The following is a 24,252-nucleotide window of genomic DNA, read 5'->3' on the forward strand; positions in this document are numbered from 1 at the left end:
GGTGCTGGCCGGCATCGGGAAGGTCGAAACCAACCATGGGCGCTCGCGTGCTCCGGGCGTCGTCTCCGGGGTCAACCGGTTCGGCTGCTGCTCGGGGCCGATGCAGTTCAACATCCGCAACGGTCCGCCCTCGACGTGGGATGCCTACGGCCGGGGCGGCAACGTGTACGACCCCGCCGACGCGATCCCTGCGGCGGCGCGGCTGCTGTGCGCCAACGGCGCCCCACGCAACATCAGCCAAGCGATCTACGCCTACAACCACGCCTGGTGGTACGTCCGCCAGGTCCTGGGCTTTGCCCGCTCCTACCAGAGGAGGCACCCGTGACCCGGTTCAGCCCGCTCGATCTCGCCGCAGCTGTCGCCATCGGCCTCGCCATCGGCCAGGCACTGCGGGTTCTGCTCCCCCGTTGGAGGTCCTGATGGCCACCCGCCAATCCCAGATCAACACCACTCCCCTGTTCCCCGAAAAGGCCAGCCATCGGCGGCTGCTCCGCCACGCCATCCTCGTGTTGGCCCTGGCCGCCGCCGGCGGGGCGATCGGGCTGACCCGCACGCTTGGCGGCTGGCTGGTGATCGGGCTGGGCTGGCTGGTCGTGACGATCCTCGGCAGCTACCACGCCAACGGCGGGTTGCGTGCGCTCCTGCGCGCCCTCTCCGAATATGCCTTGGTGGTCATTATCGCCACGGTGGTGACGCTGACCGTCGCGCAGCCGCACCCCCAACAGCCGGCCGACGCCAAACCGAAGCCGGCCGCCGCCGCGCCCGCGCCGGCACAGGCACTCGACCTTGCCGACCTCACCCGTCCCATCCAGACCTGGCTCACCCATCTGCGCGACCAGGCCAACGCCTGGGTCAAGCAGCACTCCCCCACCACCAGCCCGCCCACCACCACGACCAGAAGGAGGTAGCCAGAATGCAGTGGATCGACTTCCCGCCGCTGGCCAAGGTCGGCATCATCAGCGCGGCCGTGCTCACCGCCGGCCTTGCGGCCGTGGCGGTCGCATTGAGCTACGACGCCGCCTACCATCTTGTGCTCGCGCACGGGCACTATTCCGCCAAGGCCGCCAAGGTCTATCCGCTCATCCTGGACGCCGGGTTTCTGATCGCCGAATTCGCCGCGATCGTCGCGGTGGCGTTGCGGCCATTGGCGCCGGATCCGCGCAAGATCAGCCGCTACCCGTTCGGGCCGCTGACGATCATGACGATCTGTGCGGTTGGTAGCATCTGGATCAACATCCTGCATGCCGGCAGTGACAAGGTGGGAATGCTGATCGCGGCGCTTCCCCCGGTGCTGATGATTCTCGCGTTCAACGTGCTTGTGGCGATCTGCCGGTGGACCTCGCACCTGATGGGCTTCGACCCGGGTGAGATTCCGCCGGTTCGTGAGGTGCCGGGGCGGTTGGCCGCGCAGATCCGCAGGCCGACGTCTCCGCAAGCCGGCCAAACAGGACACCTGTCGGTTGCGGAGTTTGCGCGTGCGAAACTCCGTCTCAAGTCGGACACGGCACTCGCCAGGACGACCGACTCGAGCGTCATGAAAGAATTGAAGGCAGAGGGCATCACCATGGACCGTTCATGGGCGTCCAAAGCCCTCGCCGAGGTGAAGTCCGAACGGGGGATCTCGACCAACGGGAACCACCGCAGGTAGATGGGGGAGAGCGATGGGGGAGAGGCACCCGGTGAATCAGCCCGACCGAGGGCCGGTCATGACCGAGAAGTGGCGGAAGAGTTCGCGGAGTGCCAGCAACGGCTGCGTGGAGGTCGCCATCGAACCGCCAGTGGTCCTCATGCGCGACTCGAAAGACCCCTGCGGGCCCCGCCTGGCCTTCACCACGGCGGAGTGGGCCTCGTTCGTGGCAGGGGTGAAAGCCAGCGAGTTCGACCTCCCCGAAGGCACACCATGAGCGAGCAGCCCAACCGGCCCGCCGAGTAGGCAACGTGAGAAGCGCCCCGGTGGGGACCGGGGCGCTTCCTCTATTTGGTTGTCGTGGGCCCGGAGGGATTTGAACCCTCGACCTCTGGGTTATGAACCCAGCGGGCTGGCCAGCCTGCCCTACGGGCCGGACCAGATTCTAGCCCGAACGCCAACGAGCGCCCCACCCGAAAAGGTGGGGCGCTCGTTGTCTTTCTCGTGGGCGGGGTGCTGAGACTGCTCGATCGGCCGCCCCTCGCCACTCGTAGCTTGTCGACCGGGCACCCACTGGTGCCGGGCAGGCCCACCATCCCCGGCGAGTCAGGATCGGCGGGCAGCTCGCCTGAACGACCGTTCTCTCAGCGTGGCCACCACCAGCCCGGGTAGGACCCGGCGGTATGGTGGCCCCCCTCTTTGGCGATTCTGCCGAGGATTCTAACAGCAGCAGCGCCTCCACCCGTGAAGGGCAGGGGCGCTGTGCGCCCGGACACCGGGGCTCCAGCCATGGCCTAGCCGTGGCGGTCGGATTCTACCGTCAGGGGCTGGGCTTGCCTGGGTCAGGTGGGGGCGGTGGCAGGTCGCTGGCCCGCGTCGCACCGGACGAGTAGCCCCCACGCTTGGGTCGCGGTGGCTGCTGCTCGGCGATTCGACTCGCCGCCGGCGGGCTCTCCGAGCCGGCCACCACCAGCCGCTTGCCGTCGCTGGAGCGCGGATCCGACGTCGGGGTGACGTGCGAGCGGGCAAGCCACCAGGTGGCCAGCGCGCCGACCACGTCGACCACGCCGGCCGCGGCCGCCTGCTCGCTGTTATCGCTCAGGGCGGGAATCCAGCCTTTGACGGCCAGGATGTGGATGGCGGCGGCGGCCGTGGCGACGATGAGCGCCCGGGCGCGGAGCGGCTCCGGGCGTCTGCTCGGGGTGTCCATGATGCCCTCCCTTCTCAGGCGGGGACCCAGCGGCCCTCGCGGACGAAGCCATGGTCGCCGCAGCCTTGCGGGCACAGGATGGATGGCTCGATGTGGACCGGGTCTGTGTCCACGATCTGGTGGCCTGAGCGACGGTCGCCCCACTGCCCGAGCCACGACCAGCCCTTGGGTTCCGTCGTGCAGTCATGCCACCACAGATAGCCGACGACCGCGTCGTTGGTGATGAGGGCCATTGCGAAGTGCCGCTCGCCGAGGTCGACCACGCCGGGCTCGCCCTCGGGATATGTCACGCTGGCACCCATCGGTCCTCCCGGATGAACCCGTGGTCGCCGCAGTGGCACAGCAGCGACGGACTCAGGGTGAGCGGTTCCCATGACTCGACCGTCCACCGCGGCTTGTCTGGCAGCACCCGCCGCGCAGTGTCGCCGTCGAAGAAGATCGCGCCCTCGCACAGCGAACCGTCCGGGCGGCGGTGGGCGATGATCGCGCCGATCCGCTCCACGTCGGGGAGGTCGGCATACTGCGGGTTGAGCTCCCGGTCCGGCGCCCAGCTCGTGTAGCGGAGCGTGTGGTCGTGGCCGAGGTCGAGCGGGGCGCTCACGGGTCCAGCGGGATGTCGGCCTGCGGGCCGAGCGCGTCCATGGCGACCTGGGCCAGCTTCCGGACGTAGCGGGTGTAGGGCCGGAGCTCGGCCTTGGTCGGTTTCCGGTCCTGCGTGCGGGCCTTGAGATGCACGCGCAAGCAGGCGTGGACGGCACTGTGGGAGGTCGGGCAGAGCAGCACCTGGTCGCCGTTGGCGGGGCCGTGGAACGGTGCACCGACCGGGATGATGTGGTGGCTCTCCTCCTCAGCCGGGACCGGGCGGTGCCAGCGGACGCACTGGCAGCGCACATCCCCGTAGGTGAGCCGCGTCGTCACATCGACCCCGGGCGGATGCGCCTGGGTCATGCTGATCGCCACCTTCCGTCGATGATGAAGCCGTGCGCGCCACAGCGCGGGCACACGACCGACGGTGCCAGGGTGAGGGGGTCGTGGGAGATGACCTGCCAGCCGGGATGCACCGACCCGTCCGCCTGGGTGCGCCACGCCACGGGGCTATCGGCAAACGGCAGGCTGCATCCGCACGGCGACCCGTCCGGCGCCTGGTGCAGGTCGACCGCGCCGATCGGCCACTCGGCGGTCGTCGTGCGGTAGAGACGGGCTTGGTGGCCGCTGCCGAGGTCGTAGGTGGTGGTCACCGCCCGCCCCGACGCCGGGCAAGCTCGAGCAGGCGCCGCTCGATCCTAGGGGCCAGCCGCTCCGCCAACCGGTCGACGCCAGGCGAGGTCATGGTGTTGGCGGCGGGGCCGCCGGGGCCGCCGGGGTGAGCAGCCAGATGAGCTGGTCGAGCTTGGCGTTGGTGGCCGCCTGCGCGTCCAGCGTCGCCTGCAGCTTGAGGTTGGTGTCCTTCACTGCCGCGATGAGCTTGTCCCCCTTGTCGGCATACACCCGAAAGGCGTCCGCCCAGTTGTCCTGACCGTAGATGATTCCCTGCGCGGTCAGCTCGTTCCACGCTTCCTTGAACTCCTGCTTGGTCAAGTCGATCTCCTCCTCTGGGTGCAGGAACGCGGGCAGCAAGATCAAGCCCCACTGGCTGATCCGAACCGACCCGGGACACGTCTTGCCAAGCGCCGGCGTCCACGGGTTGATGTCCGGGTGGGCGAACGTGTTGATCCCCGGCAGGCTGTGGTAGCCCAGTCCCCGCGGCGAGTCCCACGGGGTGGTGGCCGTGCGCCGTGGGATGGTCGGGTGCACTTCGACGAGCTTGTCGTGGAGCCAGCGGAGGCTTTCCAGTTGCGCGCGGGTCCACGGCTGGACGTTCGGGTCGTGCACCCAGGTGCCGTTGACCAGCTCCCCATCCTCGGTTTCGATCGAGATGGCCTCGTCGTTGGCGGCCAGGTTCGCGTCGGCGCGACGGGCGGTGTCCATGAACTGGATGATCTGGCCGTCCTGGGCGCCGGACCGGATCCCGCGGACCGAGAAGTGCGATTCGACCCCTGTGGAGTCGTGGAAGAACCAGTAGGTGCCGAGGGTGGAGCCGACCTGGGAGTGGTCGATGATCGCGGTCGGGGTGATCTTGCCTTGGGTGTTCCACTCGGGGAGGAGCCAGTGGTCACCGCCGTGTGGGCTGCCGGCGAAGTCGAGGAGGGCCATTCAGGTCAGCTCCTCCGGGTCGACCGGGATCGGCTCCGGCTCGGCGTTGCCGTGGTAGGCGGCCGCCTGCTCGAGCAGGAACGCGGGGGTGTCGGCGATGCAGTCACCCTGCGGGGGTGGGAGCTGCGCGGCGGGGCTTTGCAGATCAGGTTGGCGTGGCATAGCTCTCCTCCATCCTCCCATCTCCCAAATGACGGCCGGCCCGGCGATGGGAACCGGGCCGGCCTAACCCGCCGGGAAGCGGGCTCCTACGTCAGTGCGGCAGACAGGGCCGCTGTGTCGTCGCCGGGTTCACCGTGCTCTGCGGCACCCGGCATCGTCTCGTTGTCGTGGTCGTGGTCGCCCCGACCGTGGTCGTGGTCGCCGGCTGGGTGGTGGCCACGGGCCCGGTCGTGGGTGGCGGTGGCAGGGCGACGATGACAATGCCTGACGCTCCGGCCGGTCCTGGCGGCCCCTGCGCGCCGGGCGGGCCCGGCACTGGCGGCCCGGGTGGTCCGGCCGGGGCCGTCGACGAAGGCAGAGACGTGGTCGTCGGCGGCGCCCGACCGGACGACGGCACCGGCTCGGTCGTGATGGGCGGCAGCGTGGTCGTCGTCGGCAGGGTCGGCTCGAAGGTGTTCGCCGAGACGACCACGGCCACCACGAACACGACCACAGCGACGATGCCGAGCGCTGCTTTCATAGCGGTTCCCCGTTGGGGGTCGCGACGCCAGCGTCGCGGAGGGCGGCCTCGAGCTGGCCGACCCACCGGCGCAGGCTCCGCTCCCGGATCCGGGCGGCTTCGAGGTCGCCCTCGAGCGCGGTGACCCGCCGGTTGCAGTTCTCGATCCGCCGCTCGGCCTCCGCGATCCCGCCCTCGTAGAGTTTCCGGGCGGTGTCGAACGCGTCGCGGACGTCGTCGCGGGTGGCTTTGCTGGCGGTGTCCTTCCGAGCCCTGTCGGCCTGCTGGAAGACCAGGAAGGCGGGGATGATGCCGACCAGCGCGACGAGGATCCCTGGCAGCCACGCTGGCACGTTCGCCTACTCTCTGACCGGCAGGCCCGCCGCGCACACGCTGACGAGGGTGGCGAGGGTGAGGAAGATCACGGTGGGACGTAGGATCTGCCAGTGTGCGACCGGCCATGTCGCCACCGTCGCGGTCGCCCAGATCAGTTTGATCCCGATCGCGGCGGCGTAGGCGAGCCGGTCATCATCCATCCACGCCTGTACCCCTAACAGGACCCCGATGGCGGCCATCCCCAGCGCCCATACCCAGAGTGGTGCCAACGCGAGGACGACATGGTAGGTGGGGGCCTGTTTGAGGGGTCGGGCGGCGGTCGGGTCGATCAGCGACCATGCCCAGACGAGGTCGAAGGTGGCGAACGCTCCGAGCGCGGCCCCACGGTACCCGACCCGTCGCCGCATCCACTCGGCCAGCAGCGCCACCCGATGGTCGAGGGTGAGGAGCGAGTCGCGGATCATCGGCGGCCCATCCGCTCATCCATGCACTCCGCGATCCCGATCCACAGCAGGCCCCACAGGAGCAGCAGGCCGAGCGGGCTCATACGGGATCCTGTTCGTCGACGGCCAAGGCGAGCCCGCATCGCTTACAGCGGGTCAGTTGCAGCAGCCGCACATGGATCGGGGCGTGGCCGAACCACTCGCAACGCCGACATGTGCGGAACTGCAACCAGCCCCGAGGCTGACCCGGGATGAGGCCGTCCCTGATGAGCAGGCCGTTGCGGTCGAGCCGGTTGGTCGTCATCACGCTGACGCCCTTCATCGACGGGTCATGGGATCGTCGCGGACCCGATGACCATCCACCCGTCCGCCGAATACGACGGTGACCCCGACGTCGCGCTCGACCAGCGATCCGCCGTCGGGCCGAGTCCGACGGCCTGCACAACCAGCACCTCACCGGTCTCCCGGTTGCGGACCACATTGCCGACCTGTAGCGCATAGGCGACCACCCGCACCGGCTGGTCGGCCGGGTCGCTGGTCCACGCGCCGGTGACCGTCCCCGACGGGCGGGCGATCTGGACCTGCCCTGTCACGGTCGCGCCACCCCCGCCGGGGGCGAGCACGTCTAGGGTGACTCCACCCGTCCCGCGGGCGGTGAGCCGGCAGGGCAGCAGCAGCGTCGAGCCGACCGGCAGGTCCGACAGTTTGGCCGTCTCCGGCATCAGGCACTCCTCAAGTTCACGGTCTGCCGCATCCCATTCTCATTGAGGGTGAGTTCGATACGTGACAGGTGCGCGTCGGCGGCGACTTCCAGCCCGCCAGGGTCCTGCACGGTGACCCTGTCGGCCAGCTGGAGCCGCGGGTCGGCGACGATGGTGACGTTGCTGTAGGCAGGGCCCGGCTGTTTCGTCGCGGTGAGCAGGTCCGCGGCGATCCCGTTGATCTGGTCGGGGTCCTGACGGAACGGATTGTCGGGGACCTCGAACAGCTGCTCACCGTAGTCGCTGATCGAGGTTGCGTCGGACACCTCGACCCGCAGGCGGGTGTTGTCTGCTGACTGGTCGAACAGGACGAACTGTCCCTCCAGGATGAGATAGGGCGCGCCGGTGGTGCCACCGTCGTTGTCGTCGGCGACCAGGTAGACCTGGCTGCCGTTGGGATTAGTGACCGCCATCAGGGCGCTGGTCGCAAACGGAGTGACCGTGAACCCGAGGTTGGAGATCTGCCCGCCGACCCCATCGCGGGCGGTGGACGCCAGATAGCGGCTCGACCCGCCGGCGAGCTGATGCGCGACCGAGGTGTCGAGGTTGGCGACCGGATTGTCGAATTGTGCATACAGGGTCCGGCCGCTGGTCGGGATCGGATGGGCCATCACGGACCGCCACACGATCCCCGACGGTTGGATCTGCGGTTGGCTCGCACGGATGACGATCTTGTTGCGGACCTGGTCGACCGCTTCGACGGTTGCAAGCTCCTCGAGCGCGGTGGTGGATGACAGGGTGCGTTGGCTGGTGGTGTACGGCGGGGTCGTCCACCGGTCCCGCGGCCACCAGAACGGCCGGCCGGTCTCGTCGAACCCGGTGGTGGCGAACTCCGCACCAGCGATGGTTTGGAGCAGCGACCAGGCTTCCTCAGTGGCGGGGGGGACCGCCAGGATCTTCGAGTCGATCGCTGCGGAGACATGCAGGTCGACGGTTGGGACGAACCCATCATTCCATGTAGAGATGGTCGACTCGGTGGTGAGCTGGACCGCCTCGGCGAACAGATTGTTCCCGCCGGTCGCGAACCCGGTGATGATCCCCTGGTCGAGGGTGATGGTGTCCCAGCTCTCCGCCCCGGTCACCGATGAGGTCGCTATGGTCGTCGGCCCGGTGGTGGTCCCGTCGTAGCGGAAGGTGACGTCGACACCGGTGGAGGTGAACGACGCTTGCACGGCGATGTAATGCCAGCTGGAGGTCCCGGGGGTGACCGTCGGGCCGATGACCGCCCCGTTGCCGAGCCCGCGGTTGGTGGTGAACACCAGCCGGTTGTTGCCGGTCTGCCAGTACAGCGAGGCGTACGTCGCGCCCGACCCGCCACGGAACACCCAGAACAGCGGCTGGTCCTGGGCGGTGCTCCGCAGCTTGAACCAGCCCTCGAACAGCAGCTCGGCGCCGTTGTTGGCCGACATGGTGGTCCCCGAACCGAGCAGGTACCGCAGGCTCGGGTCGCTCAGCGCGCTGGTGATCGTCGCCTGGACGAACTTGGCGTCGTAGCTTGGGAACTCGGGGGTGACCGAGAAGGGGACCTGGAGGCCGTTGACGCCGTACAGCTGCGAGGCGATGCCGATCTCCGGCCAGGCGGACCCGTGCATGGTGGCCAGGAACCGGCAGCCCGACCGGGCAGGTGGGGACGAGTAGTAGCCGCTTTGCCGGAAGATCCAGTCGGCCAGGAACGTGGTCCGCAGTCCCGGCCGGACTTTCAGACCCGCAGCGGTCTCCCCATCGGCGACGATCATCGGCAGGGTGACCTGCTGCCGCATCGTCTCAGCCCGGTCGACCAGCTGCAATGTTGCGGTCCTGCCGCCGGAGGAAACCTCGAGGGTGCGGACTGACCCGACCAGCGCGGGGAGGTATTCGGGGCCGCTCGAGCCGACGAAGCCGACCTCCAGGGTCGCGGGGGCGCCACGCCGCTTATAGGCCGCCAGCGGGCTGGCGGCGTTGGCGGGTGAGTAGTACCAGGCGGTGTGTTTGGACGGGTCGGCCAGATCACCGTGCGCGAGCGTGATGGTGGCGCTGGCTGCGGCGCTGCCGGCGAACAGCTTCGCCGCGTCGGGGAGGTCGGTGGAGAGCTCCCGGGTGATGGTGCAGTCGACCACGTCGGCGGACAGGTCCTTGACAGCCAGGTCGGTGTAGCTCCCCGACCGGTTCCAGTCGACCCGGAGCCGCCAGACGGGACGGCGTTCCTGCCCGAGGATCGCGGTGGCGAGCGCACCGGAAGCGGACTGCATACGCTAGACCTCCACCAGGACAGCAGTTGCGTTCCAGCGGGGGTCGGCGTCCCACGCCCGCTCCAACGTGGAGCTGAAGCTGTCGAAGTACACCCGGGGGGTGCCTGTCCCGATCGCCCATGCCGACGCTGCGGCGGTCTGCTCGAGCTGGAGCTCGTCGTGGAATACCAGGCGGATCGCTCCAGGGGCGGTCGAGTCCAGCACCGAGGGGACCGCGTAGGCGGCCGTCGCGGGGGAGGTTTTGTTCGCGCAGGTGAGCCGGGTCGACCAGTCCGTCGTCGACACCGCCACCGCACTCCCGAAGTCCGTCGACCCGGTTGCCGCGCCGGCAGCGGTCCGCCAGTCAATCGCGGCGTACATGGTGATCGCCGCGTTCGCGCGGACATACGACGAGAACGTGTAGACGGTCGAGGGGAGGATCGCCGCCCAGGTCGCATCCGGTGTCGACCCGGCCGTGGTCGGCAGATACACCCCACGGTTGGTCACCGTCAGCGACGTGACCGTGTCCCACTTCAACGACCGGCTGCCGCTCTTGAACTGGGTCGTGTCGGAGGTGACGGTCCCCTGGAACGGCGCGGAGAACCCCTCGGTCGTGTCGAGCGCGTCGGTGCCGGTCGACTGGTTGGCGGTCAGCAGATTCCGCCGGCTGGGGTCGACGAAGACAAGTGGCCCGCCGAGCAGGTAGAGGTTCTCGAGCTGGGCGAGTTCGTCGGTGGTCAGCAGGTTCTGCCACTCAAACTGGAACCGCCGCCGATACCCGAGCGTGTCGCGGACGCTGCCGCCGGCGAGGAGCTCGTGGGCGCCGCCCTTGCGGATCAGGGTCGGGTCCAACGCGGACGGCGCGCGGATCTGCACGAGCGCGCCAGGCGGGCCAAGCCAGAATTGGCCCGCCATCAGTGAAGCCTTGCGTTGCGGGTCGCTGCGGTGGCCAGGACCCGGTCGACCCGGGCGCCGTCCATGACGACCTGGCCGACACCGGCCCGCCGCATCGCGTTCACGATCACGTCGGCGAGCTCGCGCATGTTGATGCCGACCTGGCCGACACCGGCCCGCCGCATCGCCGCGGCGAGCGCGTCGTAGTCGATGCCGACTGGTTCGGCGCGGCTGGTGCCGTTGTAGCCGAGGTGGCCGGGGAGGAGCATCCCGCCCTGGTCGAGGCTTTCGATGCGGAGCTTGGCCGGATCCCCGCCGACGGCGAGGCCACGCTGCTGGCCCAGCCAGTCGGCCAGCCCGCCGATCAGGCCGCCCCGGGCCATGTGGTATTGCGCTGGGAACGACGAGACGCTGCGGGCGGCACTGCCGACCCGGATGCCGGCGCGGGTGTTGGCGGCCTCGAACGCTAGGCCGCGGTAGTTGCCGGCCATGTGGCCGCCGGCCCGGTTCACCCCGATCGTGTAGGACCCGCCAGCGCCCGGTCGGAAGCCGAGGCCGAGGAAGTTGGAGGCGGTGGTGAAGTAGCGGCGGTAGGGGTTGAGGTGCCGCATCAGCGCGTACACGCTGCCGGTGATGCCGGAGCAGTCCCACCCGCCGGGGCCGACCCCACCCCAAATGTAGGGGTGGCTGTCGGTCCTGCGGATGAACGCCTTGATCGCGCCGCCGCCGAACGCTTTGAGGAACGCGGCGAGGGCGGCATGCTGGCGCACCCCGGTCCCGAACGCTTCGATCTTGTTGACCGTGCGGCCCTGGGTGTCGATCCGGCCGATCGGTCCGCCGCCGGCGAGCCCTTGCGCGTTGATCCATTGCAGCATTGGCAGCCAGCGGTTGGTGGCTTTGGCGTTGACCATGAACTCGCCGTTGCTGCCCCACAGCGGGATCCGGTCGGCGCGGGGTCCGCCGCGGCCGCGGAGCCTGCCACCGCCGGCCATCCTGCCGGCGCGGGCACGGTCGGCGACCCAGTCCTGCTGGGTGTAGGTCGGGGAGAAATTCAACTTCAAGCTGGCGGTGACCGGGATGTCTTTGCCGGTGAGCCGGTTGACCCGCTCCTGGATCTTGCCGAGCTGCTCGTCGACCGTCTTCTTCGCGGAGCGGACGGCCTCCTCTGCCTTGCGGAACGGCGCGCCCATCGGTCCGGGGAGCTTGCCCATGACCCGCAGGATCCCGGCGACGACGTTGAACTGCACGTCCAGCCAGCCTCGCAGCAGCCCGATGATGAAGTTCACCGCCGTACCGACCGCCTGCTTGATCCCGCTCCACACGCTTTGCACGACTTTGCGGAATGTTTCCGATTTTTGGTAGGCGATGACGATGCCTGCCACCAGACCCGCGATCAGCAGGCCCACAAGCACCAGCGGATTGGCGCTCATGGCGGCGTTGAGGAGCCACTGCGCCCCGGCCCACACCTTGGTGGCTGCCGCGACCGCCTTCTGTGCCAGGCCCTGCGCGATGGCCGCCACACGGGCGCGGACCGAGGCGAGCACACCAGCGTTCTGTGCCACGTTGCTTTCGGTCTGCGCGACCGCCACGCCACGGCTGGCGACCGCCTGCTCTTTCATCGCCAGGGCGAGCGCGCGGCTGCCGCGGGCGTTGGCCAGCATCGCCACGGCGGTCAGCGGGGACGAGATGTTGGCGACCACTTGCCCCAGATCCCGGATGGGGGCGGTCACCTCGCGGACCGCTTTCATGGCTAGGAACCCGGCGAGGATGGCGGGCAGCCATGGGATCAGGTTGTGGATGTTGCGGGCGACCACGTCCAGGATCGGCGCGAGGATGGCCAGCGAGCTGGTGAACACCCCGCCGCCGCCGCCGAGCGCTGCCAGCGCCGGCCCTGCCTTGCTGGCCTCCTTGCCCAGGCCGCTCAGGTGGATTCGGAAGTCGACAGCCCAGTCGACCACCTTGCGGCCGAACACGCCGAGCCGCTCCATCTTGCCGACGAACGAGTCAGAGCCGGTGGTGATCCCCTCGCCGGAGAATGCCGCGTCGAGCGCCTTGAGGCCCAGGCCCAGCTCTTTCGAGGTGGGGATCGCGTCGGCGAACGAGCGGGCGATGCGGGTGACCCCCCCGCCGACTCGGGGTGCGAGGTTGCCGGCCAGGGCGGTCAGGGCGGGCATGAGCTTGCTCGTCAGCGCCCTGGTCACGGCCAATTGTGCGGGGAGGAATCCTTGGCCGATGACGGTTTTCAGGCCGCCCCACTGCGCGGTGAGGATGCGCTGCTGGTTGGCCTGTCCCTGGCTCGTCCTCGAGAAGTCGCCTTGGGCTCGGGTCGTGTCGCGGAGCATGATCGAGTACGTGGCCTGCGCTTTTTCGGCGGCGGTCAGGTCCTTCGCACTCTTCTTATGCGTCTCCCGCAGCGCCTCCTGCTCCACCCGCGCCGCGTTGATGTTCGGAATGAACCGCTGCAAAGCGTCGTATTCGCCGCGGAATGCGCTTTGCTGGGCGTCGAGGACCTGGGTGATGTCCGCGTTCGAGAACGACGCGAGGTCGCTGGCCAGCCCGACCAGCTTCTGCGACATCTTGGTGGTGGTCGGCAGGCCGATGCCGAGCTGGCGGAACATGTCCCCGAACGCGGCCGCGTTGGTCAGCGCCTGGTTGCGGGTCAGCCCCATCGAGGTGGTCGTGCCACGCGCCCACCGCTGGATCACCGGGCTGCTCTTGCCGAAGATCACGTTGGTCTTCGACACAGTCTCGTTCAGGTCCGAGGCGGCCGCAGTCGACTTGAGGATCCCGCGGCCGGCGAGCACACCGATCGTGGCGACGCCAGCGCCGATGGCGATGCCGGCGGTCTTCAACCCGGACACGAACGTCCGGCCGAAATGGTGGCCGGCCTGCTCGCCGGCGTGGGTGGCCGGACGCTGGACCTGCTGGGCCAGCTTCGGCCCGAAGCCGGTCGCCAGCTGCGGGTGAATGTCCAGGTAGGCGTCGCCGGCGCTAACAGCCAAAGGGACTCCCGATCATGGTCGAATGACCCCAGCGTCACAGCCGACGCGGACGGGTCATACTGCGGACGAGGGAAGGGGGATCAGATGGCAGACGGCAAGAGCCGCGACGAGCACCTGGCCGAGGTGGAACGACAGGCACACAAGGCGGAACGGTCGGCGACGTGGGCTGTGCGCGGGTCAGGGTGCGCGCTGATACTGATGGCCATACCGATCGTGCTGGGGGTGGCCGCGGCGATCTGGGTGGCGCTGCTGGTAGCCCGCTAACTCAAGGTCCAGCGGCAGACCACGGATCAGGGTGAAGATCCGTCGGACGCCAACAGCGCCCGCTCCCCAGCAGACACCGGCAAGATCGAGTCGGTAGTAGGCCTGGAAGGCGCATTCGAGTTCGGCCCACCGTTGGTCGAGAACCTCGGCGAGCCAGCGGATTCCCCCGAGCTCATCGTGTACAGCCGGGTGATCGCCTCCAGCTCGCCGACGTCGGGTTCTGCCCCGCGGAGCAACTCCCACTGGTCCGGGTCGACCAGCAGCAGCTGCAACGCCGCGCCGCCCCGGTCCGCCTGGAGCAGATCCATGTACTCGACCGGCATCCGCGGCTTGAGTTTGAACACCAGCGGGTTGCCGTCCTTGTCGTGGCCGAGCGTCAGCTCATGTGGGGTGTTCTCGGCTTCGCTGCGGGCGGCCCGTCGTGCGTTGAGATCCAGCGTGGCCATCGCTTCTACCTTCCTGTGATCGCGCGGCGCCCGGTTGACCCGCTGATCGCGCGTTGCCGGCGGCCGCCGATCTGCCGGCGGCGCCGCCTACCGATCGCCTTGACCGCAAGCAGCGTCGGCGGGCCGAACGTGCCAAGCGTCCCCTCGACGAGGACCCGGAAGCCGACCCGCTGCGCGGCCCGGGCCAGGATGTGACGGGCGGCCATGTGTTGGGTGCCGAACTCGGCCCAGTGCGCCTTGAAATCGGTCGCATACACCCGGCCAACCAGCTCACCATGCTCGTTCATGCCGCTCTCGGCCTCGATGGAGTCCATGTAGGCGCCGGTGCGGTAGAACTCGCGGCGTGCGATCCACTGCCCTTCGATGGCGATCTCGTCGGCGAAGTCGCCAAGCGCCCGCTCCAGCGGCCCACCCTCCCCGAGGTGGCCGGTCAGCTCGGCCTCCAGGTTGCGGTTGACCCGAACTGTCGCCATCAGAGCTAGGCGGGGATGGTGACGTTCTCGGCCGGGGTGCTGGAGATCTTGAAGTTGACGACGATCCGGCCCGCCTCTTCCATGCTGCGGTCCTTCGGCGCGGAGGCGACCGTGACCGGGAACACGTCCATTTTCCGGGCGGCGACGTCGCCCTCGTCGAGGAACACGATGAAGCCGACCGTGTCGCGGGGGAGCAGGCCGCGCACGTCGACCGAGTTGGAGGAGCGGTAGAAGGTGAGGGAGGACTCGTCGGCCTTGATCCGGCCGGGCACGCTGCCGACGAACCGGTTGGCCAGGTCGGGGGTGTCGATCGAGTCGCTGGTCGGCTCCCAGCCGCCAATGTCGGAGATCTCGCCGCTCAGCTCGGTGCCGGCGTTGAGCTCCGCGCGGGTGGGGGCGGACTTGTTGGCGATCGCCGAGCAGAAGTAGACCTTGGTGATCCCGATCGGTGAGTATCGGGCCGACGCGGTCATTGGAGTGGCGGGCATCTACTCCTCCTTGCTGGACTGGCTGCTGCTGCTGGCACGGCGGCGACTGGAGGGCTTCTCCCGAGCGGGGGGTGCCGGAGTGTGCGGCTGGTCGTCTGCGCCCGCCTCCGGCTCACGTGGGGCCGCCGGCGGCGCGTTTTCGTCGGGGACGACGTACCAGCCGCGCTCCAGGTGCATGGGGGCCGCTGAGGCGGCGACGGTGATCTGGGTGCCCTCCAGGTCGGGGTGGCGCATGCGGATCTGCTGCTGCCCCTCGAACCGTTGCAGCTCCGCAGGCCACCGCTCGCCCTGCTCGGTCTGCCCTTCGATCTCCACCCAGCCGACCCGCTGATGATGTGGCACCGCCGACGGGGCGACCTCGATCTCCTGCTCGAGGTCGGGGTGGCGCATGCGGACGCCCATCTCAGATCAGCGTCCGCACGACGATCGCCTTGACGCTGGTCGTCGAGGAGAAGGTCACGGTGCCGCGGCCGGTGGCCGGGTCGCGGTACCGCTGGGTGAGCGGGATCATCGCCAGGCCAGCGGTCGCCGGGATGGACACGGAGGTGCGGTCGGCGACGGTCAGGTCCCCGTCGACCAGCTCGGGGGTGACCAGCGTGACCGTGATCGGTGAGCCGCCGCCGTTCTGCACGAGCAGGAACAGGCCCGGGCCGGTCTCGTAGTCGTCGCCGTTGGCGGGTGTGCTGGCCGCGGCCAGCAGCGTGGACAGCGCGAGCCCGCTCAGCGGCGCAACGTTGGTAACCAAAGCAGCCATGCTGCTCCTTTCAGGTGGTATGGCTGGTAGGCTTCGCCTGCTGCCGGGAGGCCCGCGGGCGACCCGGGCTGATGGCCGGTGCGTGTCGCACCATCCCGGAGGTGGGCGACCGGGCCCGGCAGCGCCAGATCAGGGGTTGAGGCTGAGGGTGAACACGCCGCCGAAGTAGCCGACGATGCCGACATCCTGGAGGCCGAGCGGGCGGAAGCTGCGGACCAGGCAGTCGCTGACCACCCCACCGAGCGTGCGATCAGCCAGGATCAGCGCGGGGATCGACTGGGGGCCGGCCAGGTCGGCGTAGCGGGCCAGCTGATGCTGGCCGAGCGCGGTCATCGCGGAGGAGACCAGCACGGTGATGGTGGGCCGCAGGACCGTCCGAAGCGCCGCCACCCCGGTGTGGTAGTCGCCGATCTCGGGCACGCCGACCACCGCCTGGGGCGGGTTGATCGCGGCGGGCACCATGTCACCGACCGACAGGCCCTGGATGGTGTCCAGGCGTGTCTCGATCGCCCCGAGGATCGCCTCGAGGGATGGCGGGGGGGGCACCTCAGCCGCCGTCCTCGGCCGGTGGGGTCCAGCCCAACCGCTTGAGGAGCGCCTGGGTCTCCTCCGGCAGCGTCACGGCGGCCTGACCGTTGAACTCGCTGGCCACATGGAGTAGGTGGAGCGTCGCCGTGACGATCTCGTCCGCGTCGATGCGCAGGTCGACGCCACGCAGGTCCTGCCCAATGGGCTCGCCATCGAGCTCGACTGTGGCGGGCCGGCCGAAGCCAGTGGGAGCGGTGATTTTGAGCTGCCGCAGGGTCATCTCTAGGTCTCCGGGGTCGAGTAGCGCATGACGTTGCCGAGCAGCAGCCAGGCGTCCGGGTCTTCGTAGCGGCTGATGCGGACCGGGCCGTACTCGCCCATCCCCGAGGCGAACCCATCCGGCGACTCTCGCCGTTTGAACAGCTTGGTGGCCTTCAAGATGGCGGCCTGGTTGACGTCGTCGGGGATGGTCAGCCAGCCGAACCGGGCGGTCACCTGCAACGTGGCACGCCGCCGGTCCCGGACGGGGAACCGGCGGTCGCCGACCGCGCGGATCAGCCACCACGGTTCCCCGTCCGCTGCCGCGTCCAACGGTTCCAGCTGGTAGTCGCTGGGCGCCCAGATGGTCGAGTAGGTGCCGTTCCCGGCCTCGTCGGTCGCCACGGCCAGCCCGGTCGTGGTGGCGATGTCGTGGGTGATCACGCTGGTGTGGCTGCGGGGCCGGTACAGGCGGATGGTTGGGGTGAGGTCGGGCCAGAAGCGGCGGCCGGTGGCCCGGTCGATCGCGCGGGAGGTGGCCTGGACGGCGCGGCGCAGCAGCGGCTCGGGCAGGTTGTCGGCGTCGGCGCCGGCCTGTTCGAGGATCTGGCCGATGGTGCAGTAGATGTCGGCGGCGACCGGCCGGCGGACGATGAAGATCTGTTCTTCGGTGTCGGTGACCGTGCCGGTGGCCACGAACGTGGCACGCCAGGGGCCCGCCTTAGTCGCGGGCACGTTGGCCGTGTAGGTCACCGTCGCCGGGCCGCCTGGGGTTGCCGGCGGGCCGACACCCTGTGTGGTGCCCGGAGTGGACGTGACCCCGTCAGGATCGGTGACCGTGAGCACGACCGTGGCGGCCTGGCTGATGGTGTAGACGAGCGGGACGGCGTCGCCGATGTCGTAGGACAGGTTGGTGGGGGCGCTCATCCGATGGTCACCTTTCCGCTGGCAGGCTCCAACGCGACGCTGCCGCTGGCCGGCTGGAGGGCGACACCGCCGGCGCCGGCGGGCGGGCCGAGCGTGATGGTGCCGTGGCCGGGGACGACCGGCAGCCCCATTCCTGCTGTGCCTGCGGTCCGCTGCTGCCCGACCGTCGCACCCCGGCCGCCCTTCGCCCCGGCGGTGGTGGCGCCTATCCTCTGCTGGCCGCTGGTGGCACCGACGGCGCGGTGGATCCCCGCGGTCGCGCCGGTCGTGCGCTGCTGGCCGCTCTGGGTGCTGATGGCGCCCTTGCGGCCCGTCGACAGGCCGGTGACCCGCTGCTGCCCGACCGTCCCGGCCGACGGTGGCGGTGGGGCGGTCGTGGCCAGCCCGGTGGTGCGCTGCTCCCCGACGGTCGCGCCGAGCGCCTGCTTGCGCGCCGACGCTGTACCGACGCTGCGCTGGGCGCCGCTGGTGCCTGCCAGGGCCTGCTTGCGGACCGCGACCAGCCCGGCGGTGCGCTGCTGGCCGCTCTGCGCGCCAGCGGCGCCTTTGGTCCCGGCGCTCTGGCCGGTGACGCGTTGCTGGCCACTGGTCGCTCCGGTGGCGAACGGCGCGCCACGGACCGCGAGCCCGGTGGTGCGCTGCTCCCCGACCGTCGCCCCGGCGGCTTGCTTGCGGCCCGCGACCAGCCCTGCGGTCCGGGCCTGCCCTTGCGTGGCGCCGCCGGCGCCCTTGCTGCCGGTCGACAGCCCCGACACCCGCTGCGCGCTGGCCGTGGCGCCGGCGGCGCCCTTGACGCCCACACTGGTGCCGGCGGTGCGCTGCTCGCCGGATGCCGCGCCGGAGCTGGCCTGACCACCACCGGTGATGGCGTACTTGGTGAGCAGGTAGTTGGTGACCAGGTCCCGGTCCGCGTCGGCGATCTTGGCAGCGCCGACGTACATGATCAGCTCGGCGATGTCGCCAGCCCAGAACTCCCCGAGCCCATCCGCGCGGCCACCGACCGCAGCGGCGAGCGCGTTGGTCGCCGACGTCGTCCCCGAGCTGGTCAGCGCCAGGTTCGACCCGATCTGCGTCCCGTCGAGGTTGAGGAACCCGTCGCCGTTGACGTAGTCCATGATCGCCGAATGGACATGCCAGGCGGTGTCGTCGTTTGCATCTTCGATGTTGGCGGCCGCGTCGGCGTCGAGGCGGCGGGCGGTCATCCCCCACACCCCCGACCCGGCGGGGGCGCGCTGCCCCGCCTTGAGGCGGGCCGAGTTGGCGGCGGTGCCGGTGGAGATCGACAGGTAGTCGTTGGTGGTCGCGGCGGTCGCGCTCAGCTTGGCGACCGCGAAAAAGCTGATCGCACCGATCGCGTTGGTCGCGGCGAGCAGGTCGCTGGTGGCTAGGAGCAGGCAGTCGTTGCTGCCGTCGAACCGGACGACCGGCAGGCCATTGATGACGGCGGTCTGGTAGGTGGGCTGGTTGGCGCCGGTCCCCTGCGTCGCGTCGTTTGCGCGGCCGCTCGCATCCGCCCAAGTCGCCACGGCGGCACCGCCGGACAGGCCACTGATCAGGTCGGCGGCCAGCCACAGCCGCAACCCCGCGACCTGCAGGGGGACCGGGAGAATGCCCGGGTCCAGCGCCCGCATGCGACGCTGATTCCGGACAGCGGTAGCTTCGGCCTGATACCGCTTGCGGAGCTTGCCGTAGTAGCCGCGGACGGGCATGGGCTAGCCTCCCCCTGGGCTAGCCGATCTCCACGAACGTCCAGCCATACCGCCACGTCTGCGTGGCCGGCGCCGCAGCGAACCGGCTCCCAAGAATCCCGGAGGCCGGGACGACGATCTGCTCGTCGGGGGTTGGCAGCCACAGCCACCCGTTGACCACGTTCATGCCCTCCCCGTCGTGCACGTCAGTGACGGTCCCCTCCGCGGTGGCGTTGTGCCCCGCGGTCGCGCTGACGGTGCCCTGCGACGGGCGCACCGGGACGGGAGTGATCGCGGTGGTGGTCCCGGCGGCGCTCTTGCGGACGATCTCGATGCCGGCCTGCGCGGCGGTCGGCGACGCGGACTCGGTCACCCACCCGCGAATCATGACCAGCGGCTTGGTCGCGGACGCCACCGCCTGGATGATCGTGATCGCGGTCAAGATCGTGGCGGTCTGCCGGATGGTGTAGACGTTGCCGAGCTCAGCCGCCATCAGCCACCCGCCTCCACACGCCGATCTCGTAGGTGTTGGGGACCAGCCGTCCGGTCTCGTACCGCTGATGCACGGTGACCGTCACCGCGTCCACGTCGCCGAGGAGACCAGCGACGCTCAGGTCGGGAGGCAGCATGTAGTCGGGGCCGCCGACATGCCAGCTCGCCACCAGCTCATGGCCGTCCAGCCGCGGGAACACATCGGGGGACAACTCGATCAGGGCGGACCCATCAGGCAGGTCGAACGGCAAATCCACGGCGGGCCCTCCATCCCTCCAGGCATGCAGCACACAGAAAATGAGCACTCGCCGGGGTGATCTCCACCATCCGACCACAACGCTGGTGAACGGTCGCGCCACACGCCGAGCACACATACGTCGAACGAACCGGTACGTTTCCAGCACAGACATCACACGGCAGGGTCATCGACAGGTACGGCAGCGCCACCATCCCGGCCTCCTATCGCCACGGTTGGGAGCCGAGCTGCTGGGGGTGGTAGCGCCCGAACCGCCCTGCGGGTGGTGGTGGGCCGGGCGGGAACGCCAGGGTCATCAGCGCCTTGCTGCTCGCGGTGGTGATCGTGGCCGTACTCTGGCCGGTCGCGCCCTTGGTCGCCTTGGTCGCCGAGACCAGACCGATCCCACCACCAGCGCCGGTGGTGACCCAGTTGTCCATCTGCTCCACGATGTTCGAGTAGTTCGCGTTGGTGAGCGCACCCAGCTGTGCGGTGGCGATGTCCGCGCCGGTGGCGATGATCTCCAGGATCAGGCAGTCGTCGCTGGTGGTCGTCACCCCCGGCCAGGTCGCCGACGTGTCCGAGGTCGCCTCGACCGCCGCGGCGACCACGTTCCACGGGTTCCCTGAGAGCGGGCAGCCACGGATGGCGATCATGCGGGTGACGGCGTGGTTGCTCGGACCGGTGACGGTCGGGGCGGACTCCGATGCTGTTGCGCGTTTCCACAGCACGTTGAGCTGCGTGTTGACACCCTCAACGACGGGGCTGCCGGTGACGTGGGCGTACCCGGTCGCCGCCTGCGCCGGCTCCCCGCCGGTGTTCTCCCCGACGATCAGCAGAACATCGTCTTGCGCCCACCCGGCTGGCAGGCCCGGAACCCATGGGGTGGCCGAGTCGACCACGCCGACGGCCACGACAGTGGGCGGCATCGCTCAGCTCGAGGGGGTCGGTTCGGGGTCGGGGTAGATCGCCACGTAGTTGACGGTCGGATGGTCCGGCGCGTCGACCACCTGCGTGTCGGACGAGGCGGCGCCCACGGCCACATCCGTCGGGCTGGCGTTCACCTCGTAATGCAGCGTGACGCCCCGCTCCGCCGGGGTGGCGGTGGCCAGGCCGCTGACCCCACCGGTCACCGCGTCATAGGACGCGCTCACCGTCACATCCCCGCTTGTCCCGAACATGGCTTGGGTGGCGGTGGTCTGCACGGCGACCTCCGCGTAGATCGCGTGGATGCCGATGTCGGGGGTGGCGTCGTCGGAGAACCCGACCCGGAACGCAAGCGCATCCAGCTTTGCCTGTGTCCACCCGTTCGCGGGCCGGTACATCTGGCACACCCACCCGGGGGTGGACGTGTTGTCGAAGTTGGTGTCCACGGTGGCGAGCAGGATCGTCTCAGCCGACCCCTCCCACCCGCGGAACCCGATCGTCGCGGCGGTCGCCGAGGCCGCCCACCCGCACGCGCACATCCGCACCGCCCGGATATTGCCGGTGGGGGCGGCCTGCCAGGTCTCCATCGGGATCTCAACGTAGTCGGAGGCGGCGGCGGTGACCTGGCAGAACCCGTCAGCGGACGCGCCGACCGTCGGGGGGACCTCGTCGATCGAGTCGCGGGCGGTGGTCGCGTTCCACGCACCCCCCGTAGCGTTGCTGGCCATCAACGCGAAGTTCGCGGCCGTCCCCGAGAGGGTGAGGGTGCCGGCCGGATCCGGCTTCAGCAGCACCATCGTCCAGTCGCCGAGCGGGTAGTGCCCCGCGATGATCGAGAACAGCGCGTACGCGAAGGTGACCGTCCCCGTCTGCGCGGCCGACCAGCCAAGCACCGGGACCAGCGACCCGAGGACCGCCCCGGCGGTGAAGGTCGCCTGGGTCTGGACGACCGGGCCGGCCCCATAGTCCAGCTGCCAGTCGACCGTGCGTGCGGTCGTGGTCCCCATCGCCCGCACATCAAGGTTGTAGAACACCCCGGTCGTCACGGTGGCGTCGGAGAGGACCTCGGTGCCGGTCCCGACCTTCACCCCGATCTTCTGGCTCGCGCTCACGTAGCGGACGACGGTGCTGGCGCCGCCGCTGTCGGTCAGCGTGGCTAGCTCCAGGTCCCCCGACAGCGAATCGAGCCGGAACCGGATCCGGGTCACATGCGCCTTCGCGGCCTGCAACGCGGTGGTGATCGACGCGGCCGCCACACTCTGCGCCGACGCCGCCCCGGTCAGCTGCAACCCGTCAGCGGTGATCGCCGGGACACCGACCACCGTCTCGAAATAGCGGCTGCCGGCGTTGCCGACGCTAAGGCCCGCCGGTGTCGACGACACACCTGGGAAGAACCCCCAGAAGTGCGCGACGTTCGGCTCACGCTTGGCACCCTCCGCGGCGTAGCACACGATCGTCGCGCTGGCCGAGCTGGTCCCCGTCAACGTGGCCGAGGCGGTCGCGGCACACTCGAACGTGTCCAGCACCTCGGTGGTCTTCATCGACACCGACAGGTCGACCGCCTTGCTCACCCCATCGTCGGCCGACCCCTCATCCACCTCCGTGAACCCGTTGGTGTCGGCCGAGAAGGTCGTCGGGGTCGTCGAGACCGAGTTGTAGCTGGCATGGGCGGCCACCACCAGCCCGTCGTAGGCGGTGGAGCGGGGCAGCGTCCCCGTCGACGCGCTGGTCCCAGACGTGGTGGCGGTGGTGGAGGTCTTCTTCACATCGACCGGAGCGACAGGGTCCAGGCCGGCCAGCTCATAGACGGTCCAGCGGCTGAACGTGCCAGCGCTGGCGGTCAGCGTCCACGAGGTCTCCCCGGCGCCCACGTTCGACTTGCGGAGGATGAACACCCGCGAGTTGCCGCTCTGCGACCCGGAATCGTCGGTGAACCCGGGCGAGCTCATCAGCACCGAATTCGTGGAGACGACGATCAGCACCGTCGACCCGGCAGCAGTGCCATTGGGCAGGGTCGCGCTACCCGACGCCCCGGTGAAGCTGCTCGAATTGGACGGCTGCACCTGGATCGTGTCAAGCGACAGCGGCATACCCAACCCCTCCCGGGGTACGACGTGAGCGCAAGGAACCCCAACGAAAGGACACTGACGTGCGGAAGCTGCGCGGCCCCCTGCTGGGCGTGCTGGTCGGGGCGGTCCTTGCCCTCGGTGGGACGGCCCTGGCCGACATCCCCGACGCGACCCCCTCCAGCCCCGACCCGTCCCACACGTTCTACGTGTGCACCGCCAACCAGCCGCAGCCGTACAAGACGATCTACGCGCTCGACAAGAGCCAGGGGAACTGCCCCACCGGGACCACCCAGCATGAGCTGGTCCCCGCCATCGTCACCCCGTAGGCTCCCTGGTGGTCCTGGTGGGCGGCGGTCTCAACCGGCGTCGCCCGCCGGGGCCGCTTCTTATCCGGCTGGCAGGCTGATCGGGAACGAGCTCACCTGGTAGGTGCCCTGCGCGGCGAACACCTCTGGGGTGAACTTCTGCACGTCCCCATCCCCGATCGCGGTGATGTCCACCGCGGAGCCGCCGAGGGTGGTCGACACCTCGAACACGTCGGCGGTCAGCCCGGCCGCGATGACGAAGTACTCGGTGTCCTCCGCCAGGCCAGTCGGGAGGGCCGCGCCGATGGTGGCCCAGAACACCACCGACTGGCCCGCGGACAGGCCGTGCGCTGGGGATTGGATCGTGTTGCCGGCCAGGTCCCCGGCGATGACCGAGAACGCGCGGCGTGCCGTGCTCCCTGCCGGCAGCCACGCCCGGCTGGTGCCGGCGGTGGACGCCGACCAGAGCTGCACAGCACGGATCGTGGCTGCCGGCACGTCGAAGGTCTGCGCCGCGGCGATGTCCTTGGCCCGGGACGCGGCCGCGTTCCAGGTGATCGCCTTCCGCGCATACGCCGGGCTGCCGCCGGTCACCTCGGCACCGGCGGCGCCGAGGGCGGTGTGCAGGCCGAGGAACAGCGCCGTGCCGGGCGCGCCCGCGACCGCCGAGTCCAGCATCGCGTTGACGCAGACGTCGGTGAGGATCGCGCTCACTGGCGGCCCCCCTGCATGCCGTTGGGCTGGCCGGGCAGCGCCGCGCGGATCTGCTCCAGGTTGCCAGCAGGCACAGCGATGCCCTGTGGGACAGTCCGACGCACCGGCTCGCCCCGCCGCCAGAGAGCGACGAGATCGCCGCGGATGCGCAGCGGGTCCGAGCGGCCCGGGTCGTCGATGATCGACAAGCAGCGCAGGCTGCCGTCGTCGGTCAGGTCGACCGCGACGACTTTGCCGGTGATGCCGCTGGCACCGGTGACCAGGTCGAGGGTGACCGGGTCGCCGGGCGCCAGATAGGGGTAGACGTCGGCCACGGTCGATTCCTTTCGGACTGCTCACGAGATGATCAC

The 24,252-nt window shown here is 69.8% G+C and carries 36 protein-coding genes and 1 tRNA gene; 6 read left to right on the forward strand and 31 right to left on the reverse strand.

From position 1 onward, the window contains the following. The 4 genes from VG276_27765 to VG276_27780 form a co-directional block, all read left to right on the forward strand. On the forward strand, positions 1-325 hold a 325-nt coding region (locus VG276_27765), incomplete at its 5' end, for a hydrolase (protein HEV8653086.1). 94 nt (positions 326-419) lie between these two features. After that, on the forward strand, positions 420-908 hold the full coding sequence (locus VG276_27770; GenBank protein HEV8653087.1) for a hypothetical protein: 489 nt from the start codon (positions 420-422) through the stop codon (positions 906-908). Positions 909-913: 5 nt separating this feature from the next. Continuing rightward, complete coding sequence (locus tag VG276_27775) at positions 914-1,648, forward strand: DUF2637 domain-containing protein (GenBank protein HEV8653088.1); 735 nt, start codon at positions 914-916, stop codon at positions 1,646-1,648. A gap of 58 nt (positions 1,649-1,706) precedes the next feature. Next, positions 1,707-1,904, forward strand: coding sequence for a DUF397 domain-containing protein (locus VG276_27780; GenBank protein ID HEV8653089.1), 198 nt, complete (start codon positions 1,707-1,709; stop codon positions 1,902-1,904). A gap of 84 nt (positions 1,905-1,988) precedes the next feature. Here VG276_27780 and VG276_27785 read toward each other — a convergent pair. The 16 genes from VG276_27785 to VG276_27860 form a co-directional block, all read right to left on the reverse strand. Next, positions 1,989-2,063 (reverse strand) — tRNA-Met (locus tag VG276_27785). A 384-nt stretch (positions 2,064-2,447) separates the two neighbouring features. Beyond that, positions 2,448-2,837 (reverse strand): hypothetical protein, encoded by a 390-nt coding sequence (locus tag VG276_27790; protein HEV8653090.1) that lies wholly within the window; start codon positions 2,835-2,837, stop codon positions 2,448-2,450. Between the two features lie 14 nt (positions 2,838-2,851). After that, on the reverse strand, positions 2,852-3,127 hold the full coding sequence (locus VG276_27795; protein ID HEV8653091.1) for a hypothetical protein: 276 nt from the start codon (positions 3,125-3,127) through the stop codon (positions 2,852-2,854). Beyond that, a complete protein-coding gene (locus VG276_27800) occupies positions 3,124-3,438 on the reverse strand; it encodes a hypothetical protein (protein ID HEV8653092.1) in 315 nt (104 codons plus the stop codon). The genes VG276_27795 and VG276_27800 overlap by 4 nt, the downstream gene beginning before the upstream one ends. After that, positions 3,435-3,785, reverse strand: coding sequence for a hypothetical protein (locus VG276_27805; protein HEV8653093.1), 351 nt, complete (start codon positions 3,783-3,785; stop codon positions 3,435-3,437). Before VG276_27805 ends, VG276_27800 begins: the two co-directional genes overlap by 4 nt. Continuing rightward, on the reverse strand, positions 3,782-4,075 hold the full coding sequence (locus VG276_27810) for a hypothetical protein (protein ID HEV8653094.1): 294 nt from the start codon (positions 4,073-4,075) through the stop codon (positions 3,782-3,784). The genes VG276_27805 and VG276_27810 overlap by 4 nt, the downstream gene beginning before the upstream one ends. Positions 4,076-4,163: 88 nt before the next feature. Next, a complete protein-coding gene (locus VG276_27815; GenBank protein ID HEV8653095.1) occupies positions 4,164-5,030 on the reverse strand; it encodes an N-acetylmuramoyl-L-alanine amidase in 867 nt (288 codons plus the stop codon). Beyond that, a complete protein-coding gene (locus tag VG276_27820; GenBank protein HEV8653096.1) occupies positions 5,031-5,192 on the reverse strand; it encodes a hypothetical protein in 162 nt (53 codons plus the stop codon). Positions 5,193-5,283: 91 nt separating this feature from the next. Continuing rightward, entirely contained in the window at positions 5,284-5,712 is a 429-nt protein-coding gene (locus VG276_27825) for a hypothetical protein (protein ID HEV8653097.1), read from the reverse strand. Further along, positions 5,709-6,044 (reverse strand): hypothetical protein, encoded by a 336-nt coding sequence (locus tag VG276_27830; GenBank protein HEV8653098.1) that lies wholly within the window; start codon positions 6,042-6,044, stop codon positions 5,709-5,711. The genes VG276_27825 and VG276_27830 overlap by 4 nt, the downstream gene beginning before the upstream one ends. 6 nt (positions 6,045-6,050) lie before the next feature. Further along, positions 6,051-6,491 (reverse strand): hypothetical protein, encoded by a 441-nt coding sequence (locus tag VG276_27835; GenBank protein HEV8653099.1) that lies wholly within the window; start codon positions 6,489-6,491, stop codon positions 6,051-6,053. A gap of 79 nt (positions 6,492-6,570) precedes the next feature. Then, positions 6,571-6,792, reverse strand: a complete 222-nt coding sequence (locus tag VG276_27840) for a hypothetical protein (GenBank protein ID HEV8653100.1) — start codon at positions 6,790-6,792, stop codon at positions 6,571-6,573. 7 nt (positions 6,793-6,799) lie between these two features. Continuing rightward, a complete protein-coding gene (locus VG276_27845; GenBank protein ID HEV8653101.1) occupies positions 6,800-7,192 on the reverse strand; it encodes a hypothetical protein in 393 nt (130 codons plus the stop codon). Beyond that, positions 7,192-9,459 (reverse strand): hypothetical protein, encoded by a 2,268-nt coding sequence (locus tag VG276_27850; GenBank protein HEV8653102.1) that lies wholly within the window; start codon positions 9,457-9,459, stop codon positions 7,192-7,194. Before VG276_27850 ends, VG276_27845 begins: the two co-directional genes overlap by 1 nt. Before the next feature lie 3 nt (positions 9,460-9,462). After that, positions 9,463-10,353 carry a hypothetical protein gene (locus tag VG276_27855; protein HEV8653103.1) on the reverse strand — a complete coding sequence of 297 codons (891 nt, stop codon included), beginning with the start codon at positions 10,351-10,353 and terminating at the stop codon, positions 9,463-9,465. Then, positions 10,353-13,334, reverse strand: a complete 2,982-nt coding sequence (locus VG276_27860) for a hypothetical protein (GenBank protein ID HEV8653104.1) — start codon at positions 13,332-13,334, stop codon at positions 10,353-10,355. The genes VG276_27855 and VG276_27860 overlap by 1 nt, the downstream gene beginning before the upstream one ends. Before the next feature lie 84 nt (positions 13,335-13,418). Here VG276_27860 and VG276_27865 point away from each other — a divergent pair, with 84 nt between their 5' ends. Next, positions 13,419-13,598, forward strand: a complete 180-nt coding sequence (locus VG276_27865) for a hypothetical protein (protein ID HEV8653105.1) — start codon at positions 13,419-13,421, stop codon at positions 13,596-13,598. Positions 13,599-13,624: 26 nt separating this feature from the next. Here VG276_27865 and VG276_27870 read toward each other — a convergent pair whose 3' ends face one another. From VG276_27870 to VG276_27930, 13 genes are all read right to left on the reverse strand, one after another. Beyond that, positions 13,625-14,044 (reverse strand): hypothetical protein, encoded by a 420-nt coding sequence (locus tag VG276_27870; GenBank protein HEV8653106.1) that lies wholly within the window; start codon positions 14,042-14,044, stop codon positions 13,625-13,627. 5 nt (positions 14,045-14,049) lie between these two features. Beyond that, positions 14,050-14,517 carry a hypothetical protein gene (locus tag VG276_27875; GenBank protein ID HEV8653107.1) on the reverse strand — a complete coding sequence of 156 codons (468 nt, stop codon included), beginning with the start codon at positions 14,515-14,517 and terminating at the stop codon, positions 14,050-14,052. A 5-nt stretch (positions 14,518-14,522) separates the two neighbouring features. Continuing rightward, on the reverse strand, positions 14,523-15,005 hold the full coding sequence (locus VG276_27880) for a hypothetical protein (GenBank protein HEV8653108.1): 483 nt from the start codon (positions 15,003-15,005) through the stop codon (positions 14,523-14,525). Continuing rightward, the gene (locus VG276_27885) at positions 15,006-15,407 is read right to left on the reverse strand and encodes a hypothetical protein (GenBank protein HEV8653109.1); all 402 of its coding nucleotides are present in this window, start codon (positions 15,405-15,407) and stop codon (positions 15,006-15,008) included. A 1-nt stretch (position 15,408) separates the two neighbouring features. Next, positions 15,409-15,759, reverse strand: a complete 351-nt coding sequence (locus VG276_27890) for a hypothetical protein (GenBank protein ID HEV8653110.1) — start codon at positions 15,757-15,759, stop codon at positions 15,409-15,411. Between the two features lie 129 nt (positions 15,760-15,888). Further along, on the reverse strand, positions 15,889-16,305 hold the full coding sequence (locus VG276_27895) for a hypothetical protein (GenBank protein ID HEV8653111.1): 417 nt from the start codon (positions 16,303-16,305) through the stop codon (positions 15,889-15,891). Position 16,306: 1 nt separating this feature from the next. Continuing rightward, the gene (locus tag VG276_27900) at positions 16,307-16,567 is read right to left on the reverse strand and encodes a hypothetical protein (protein ID HEV8653112.1); all 261 of its coding nucleotides are present in this window, start codon (positions 16,565-16,567) and stop codon (positions 16,307-16,309) included. A gap of 2 nt (positions 16,568-16,569) precedes the next feature. Beyond that, positions 16,570-17,472, reverse strand: a complete 903-nt coding sequence (locus tag VG276_27905; GenBank protein HEV8653113.1) for a hypothetical protein — start codon at positions 17,470-17,472, stop codon at positions 16,570-16,572. Then, complete coding sequence (locus VG276_27910; protein ID HEV8653114.1) at positions 17,469-19,181, reverse strand: hypothetical protein; 1,713 nt, start codon at positions 19,179-19,181, stop codon at positions 17,469-17,471. The genes VG276_27905 and VG276_27910 overlap by 4 nt, the downstream gene beginning before the upstream one ends. Positions 19,182-19,200: 19 nt before the next feature. After that, entirely contained in the window at positions 19,201-19,653 is a 453-nt protein-coding gene (locus tag VG276_27915; protein HEV8653115.1) for a hypothetical protein, read from the reverse strand. Then, positions 19,643-19,909, reverse strand: coding sequence for a hypothetical protein (locus VG276_27920; GenBank protein HEV8653116.1), 267 nt, complete (start codon positions 19,907-19,909; stop codon positions 19,643-19,645). Before VG276_27920 ends, VG276_27915 begins: the two co-directional genes overlap by 11 nt. 202 nt (positions 19,910-20,111) lie before the next feature. Then, positions 20,112-20,816 carry a hypothetical protein gene (locus tag VG276_27925; GenBank protein HEV8653117.1) on the reverse strand — a complete coding sequence of 235 codons (705 nt, stop codon included), beginning with the start codon at positions 20,814-20,816 and terminating at the stop codon, positions 20,112-20,114. A gap of 3 nt (positions 20,817-20,819) precedes the next feature. Continuing rightward, positions 20,820-22,904, reverse strand: coding sequence for a hypothetical protein (locus VG276_27930; protein ID HEV8653118.1), 2,085 nt, complete (start codon positions 22,902-22,904; stop codon positions 20,820-20,822). Positions 22,905-22,963: 59 nt separating this feature from the next. Between VG276_27930 and VG276_27935 the strand changes: the two genes are divergently transcribed. Further along, on the forward strand, positions 22,964-23,209 hold the full coding sequence (locus VG276_27935; GenBank protein ID HEV8653119.1) for a hypothetical protein: 246 nt from the start codon (positions 22,964-22,966) through the stop codon (positions 23,207-23,209). A gap of 60 nt (positions 23,210-23,269) precedes the next feature. Here VG276_27935 and VG276_27940 read toward each other — a convergent pair whose 3' ends face one another. Both VG276_27940 and VG276_27945 read right to left on the reverse strand, forming a co-directional pair. Further along, entirely contained in the window at positions 23,270-23,902 is a 633-nt protein-coding gene (locus tag VG276_27940) for a hypothetical protein (protein HEV8653120.1), read from the reverse strand. Further along, positions 23,899-24,216, reverse strand: coding sequence for a hypothetical protein (locus VG276_27945; GenBank protein HEV8653121.1), 318 nt, complete (start codon positions 24,214-24,216; stop codon positions 23,899-23,901). The genes VG276_27940 and VG276_27945 overlap by 4 nt, the downstream gene beginning before the upstream one ends. Between the last annotated feature and the right edge of the window lie 36 nt (positions 24,217-24,252).

Source organism: Actinomycetes bacterium, from assembly GCA_036000965.1.
In the GTDB taxonomy this organism is placed as follows: Bacteria; Actinomycetota; CALGFH01; order CALGFH01; family CALGFH01; genus DASYUT01.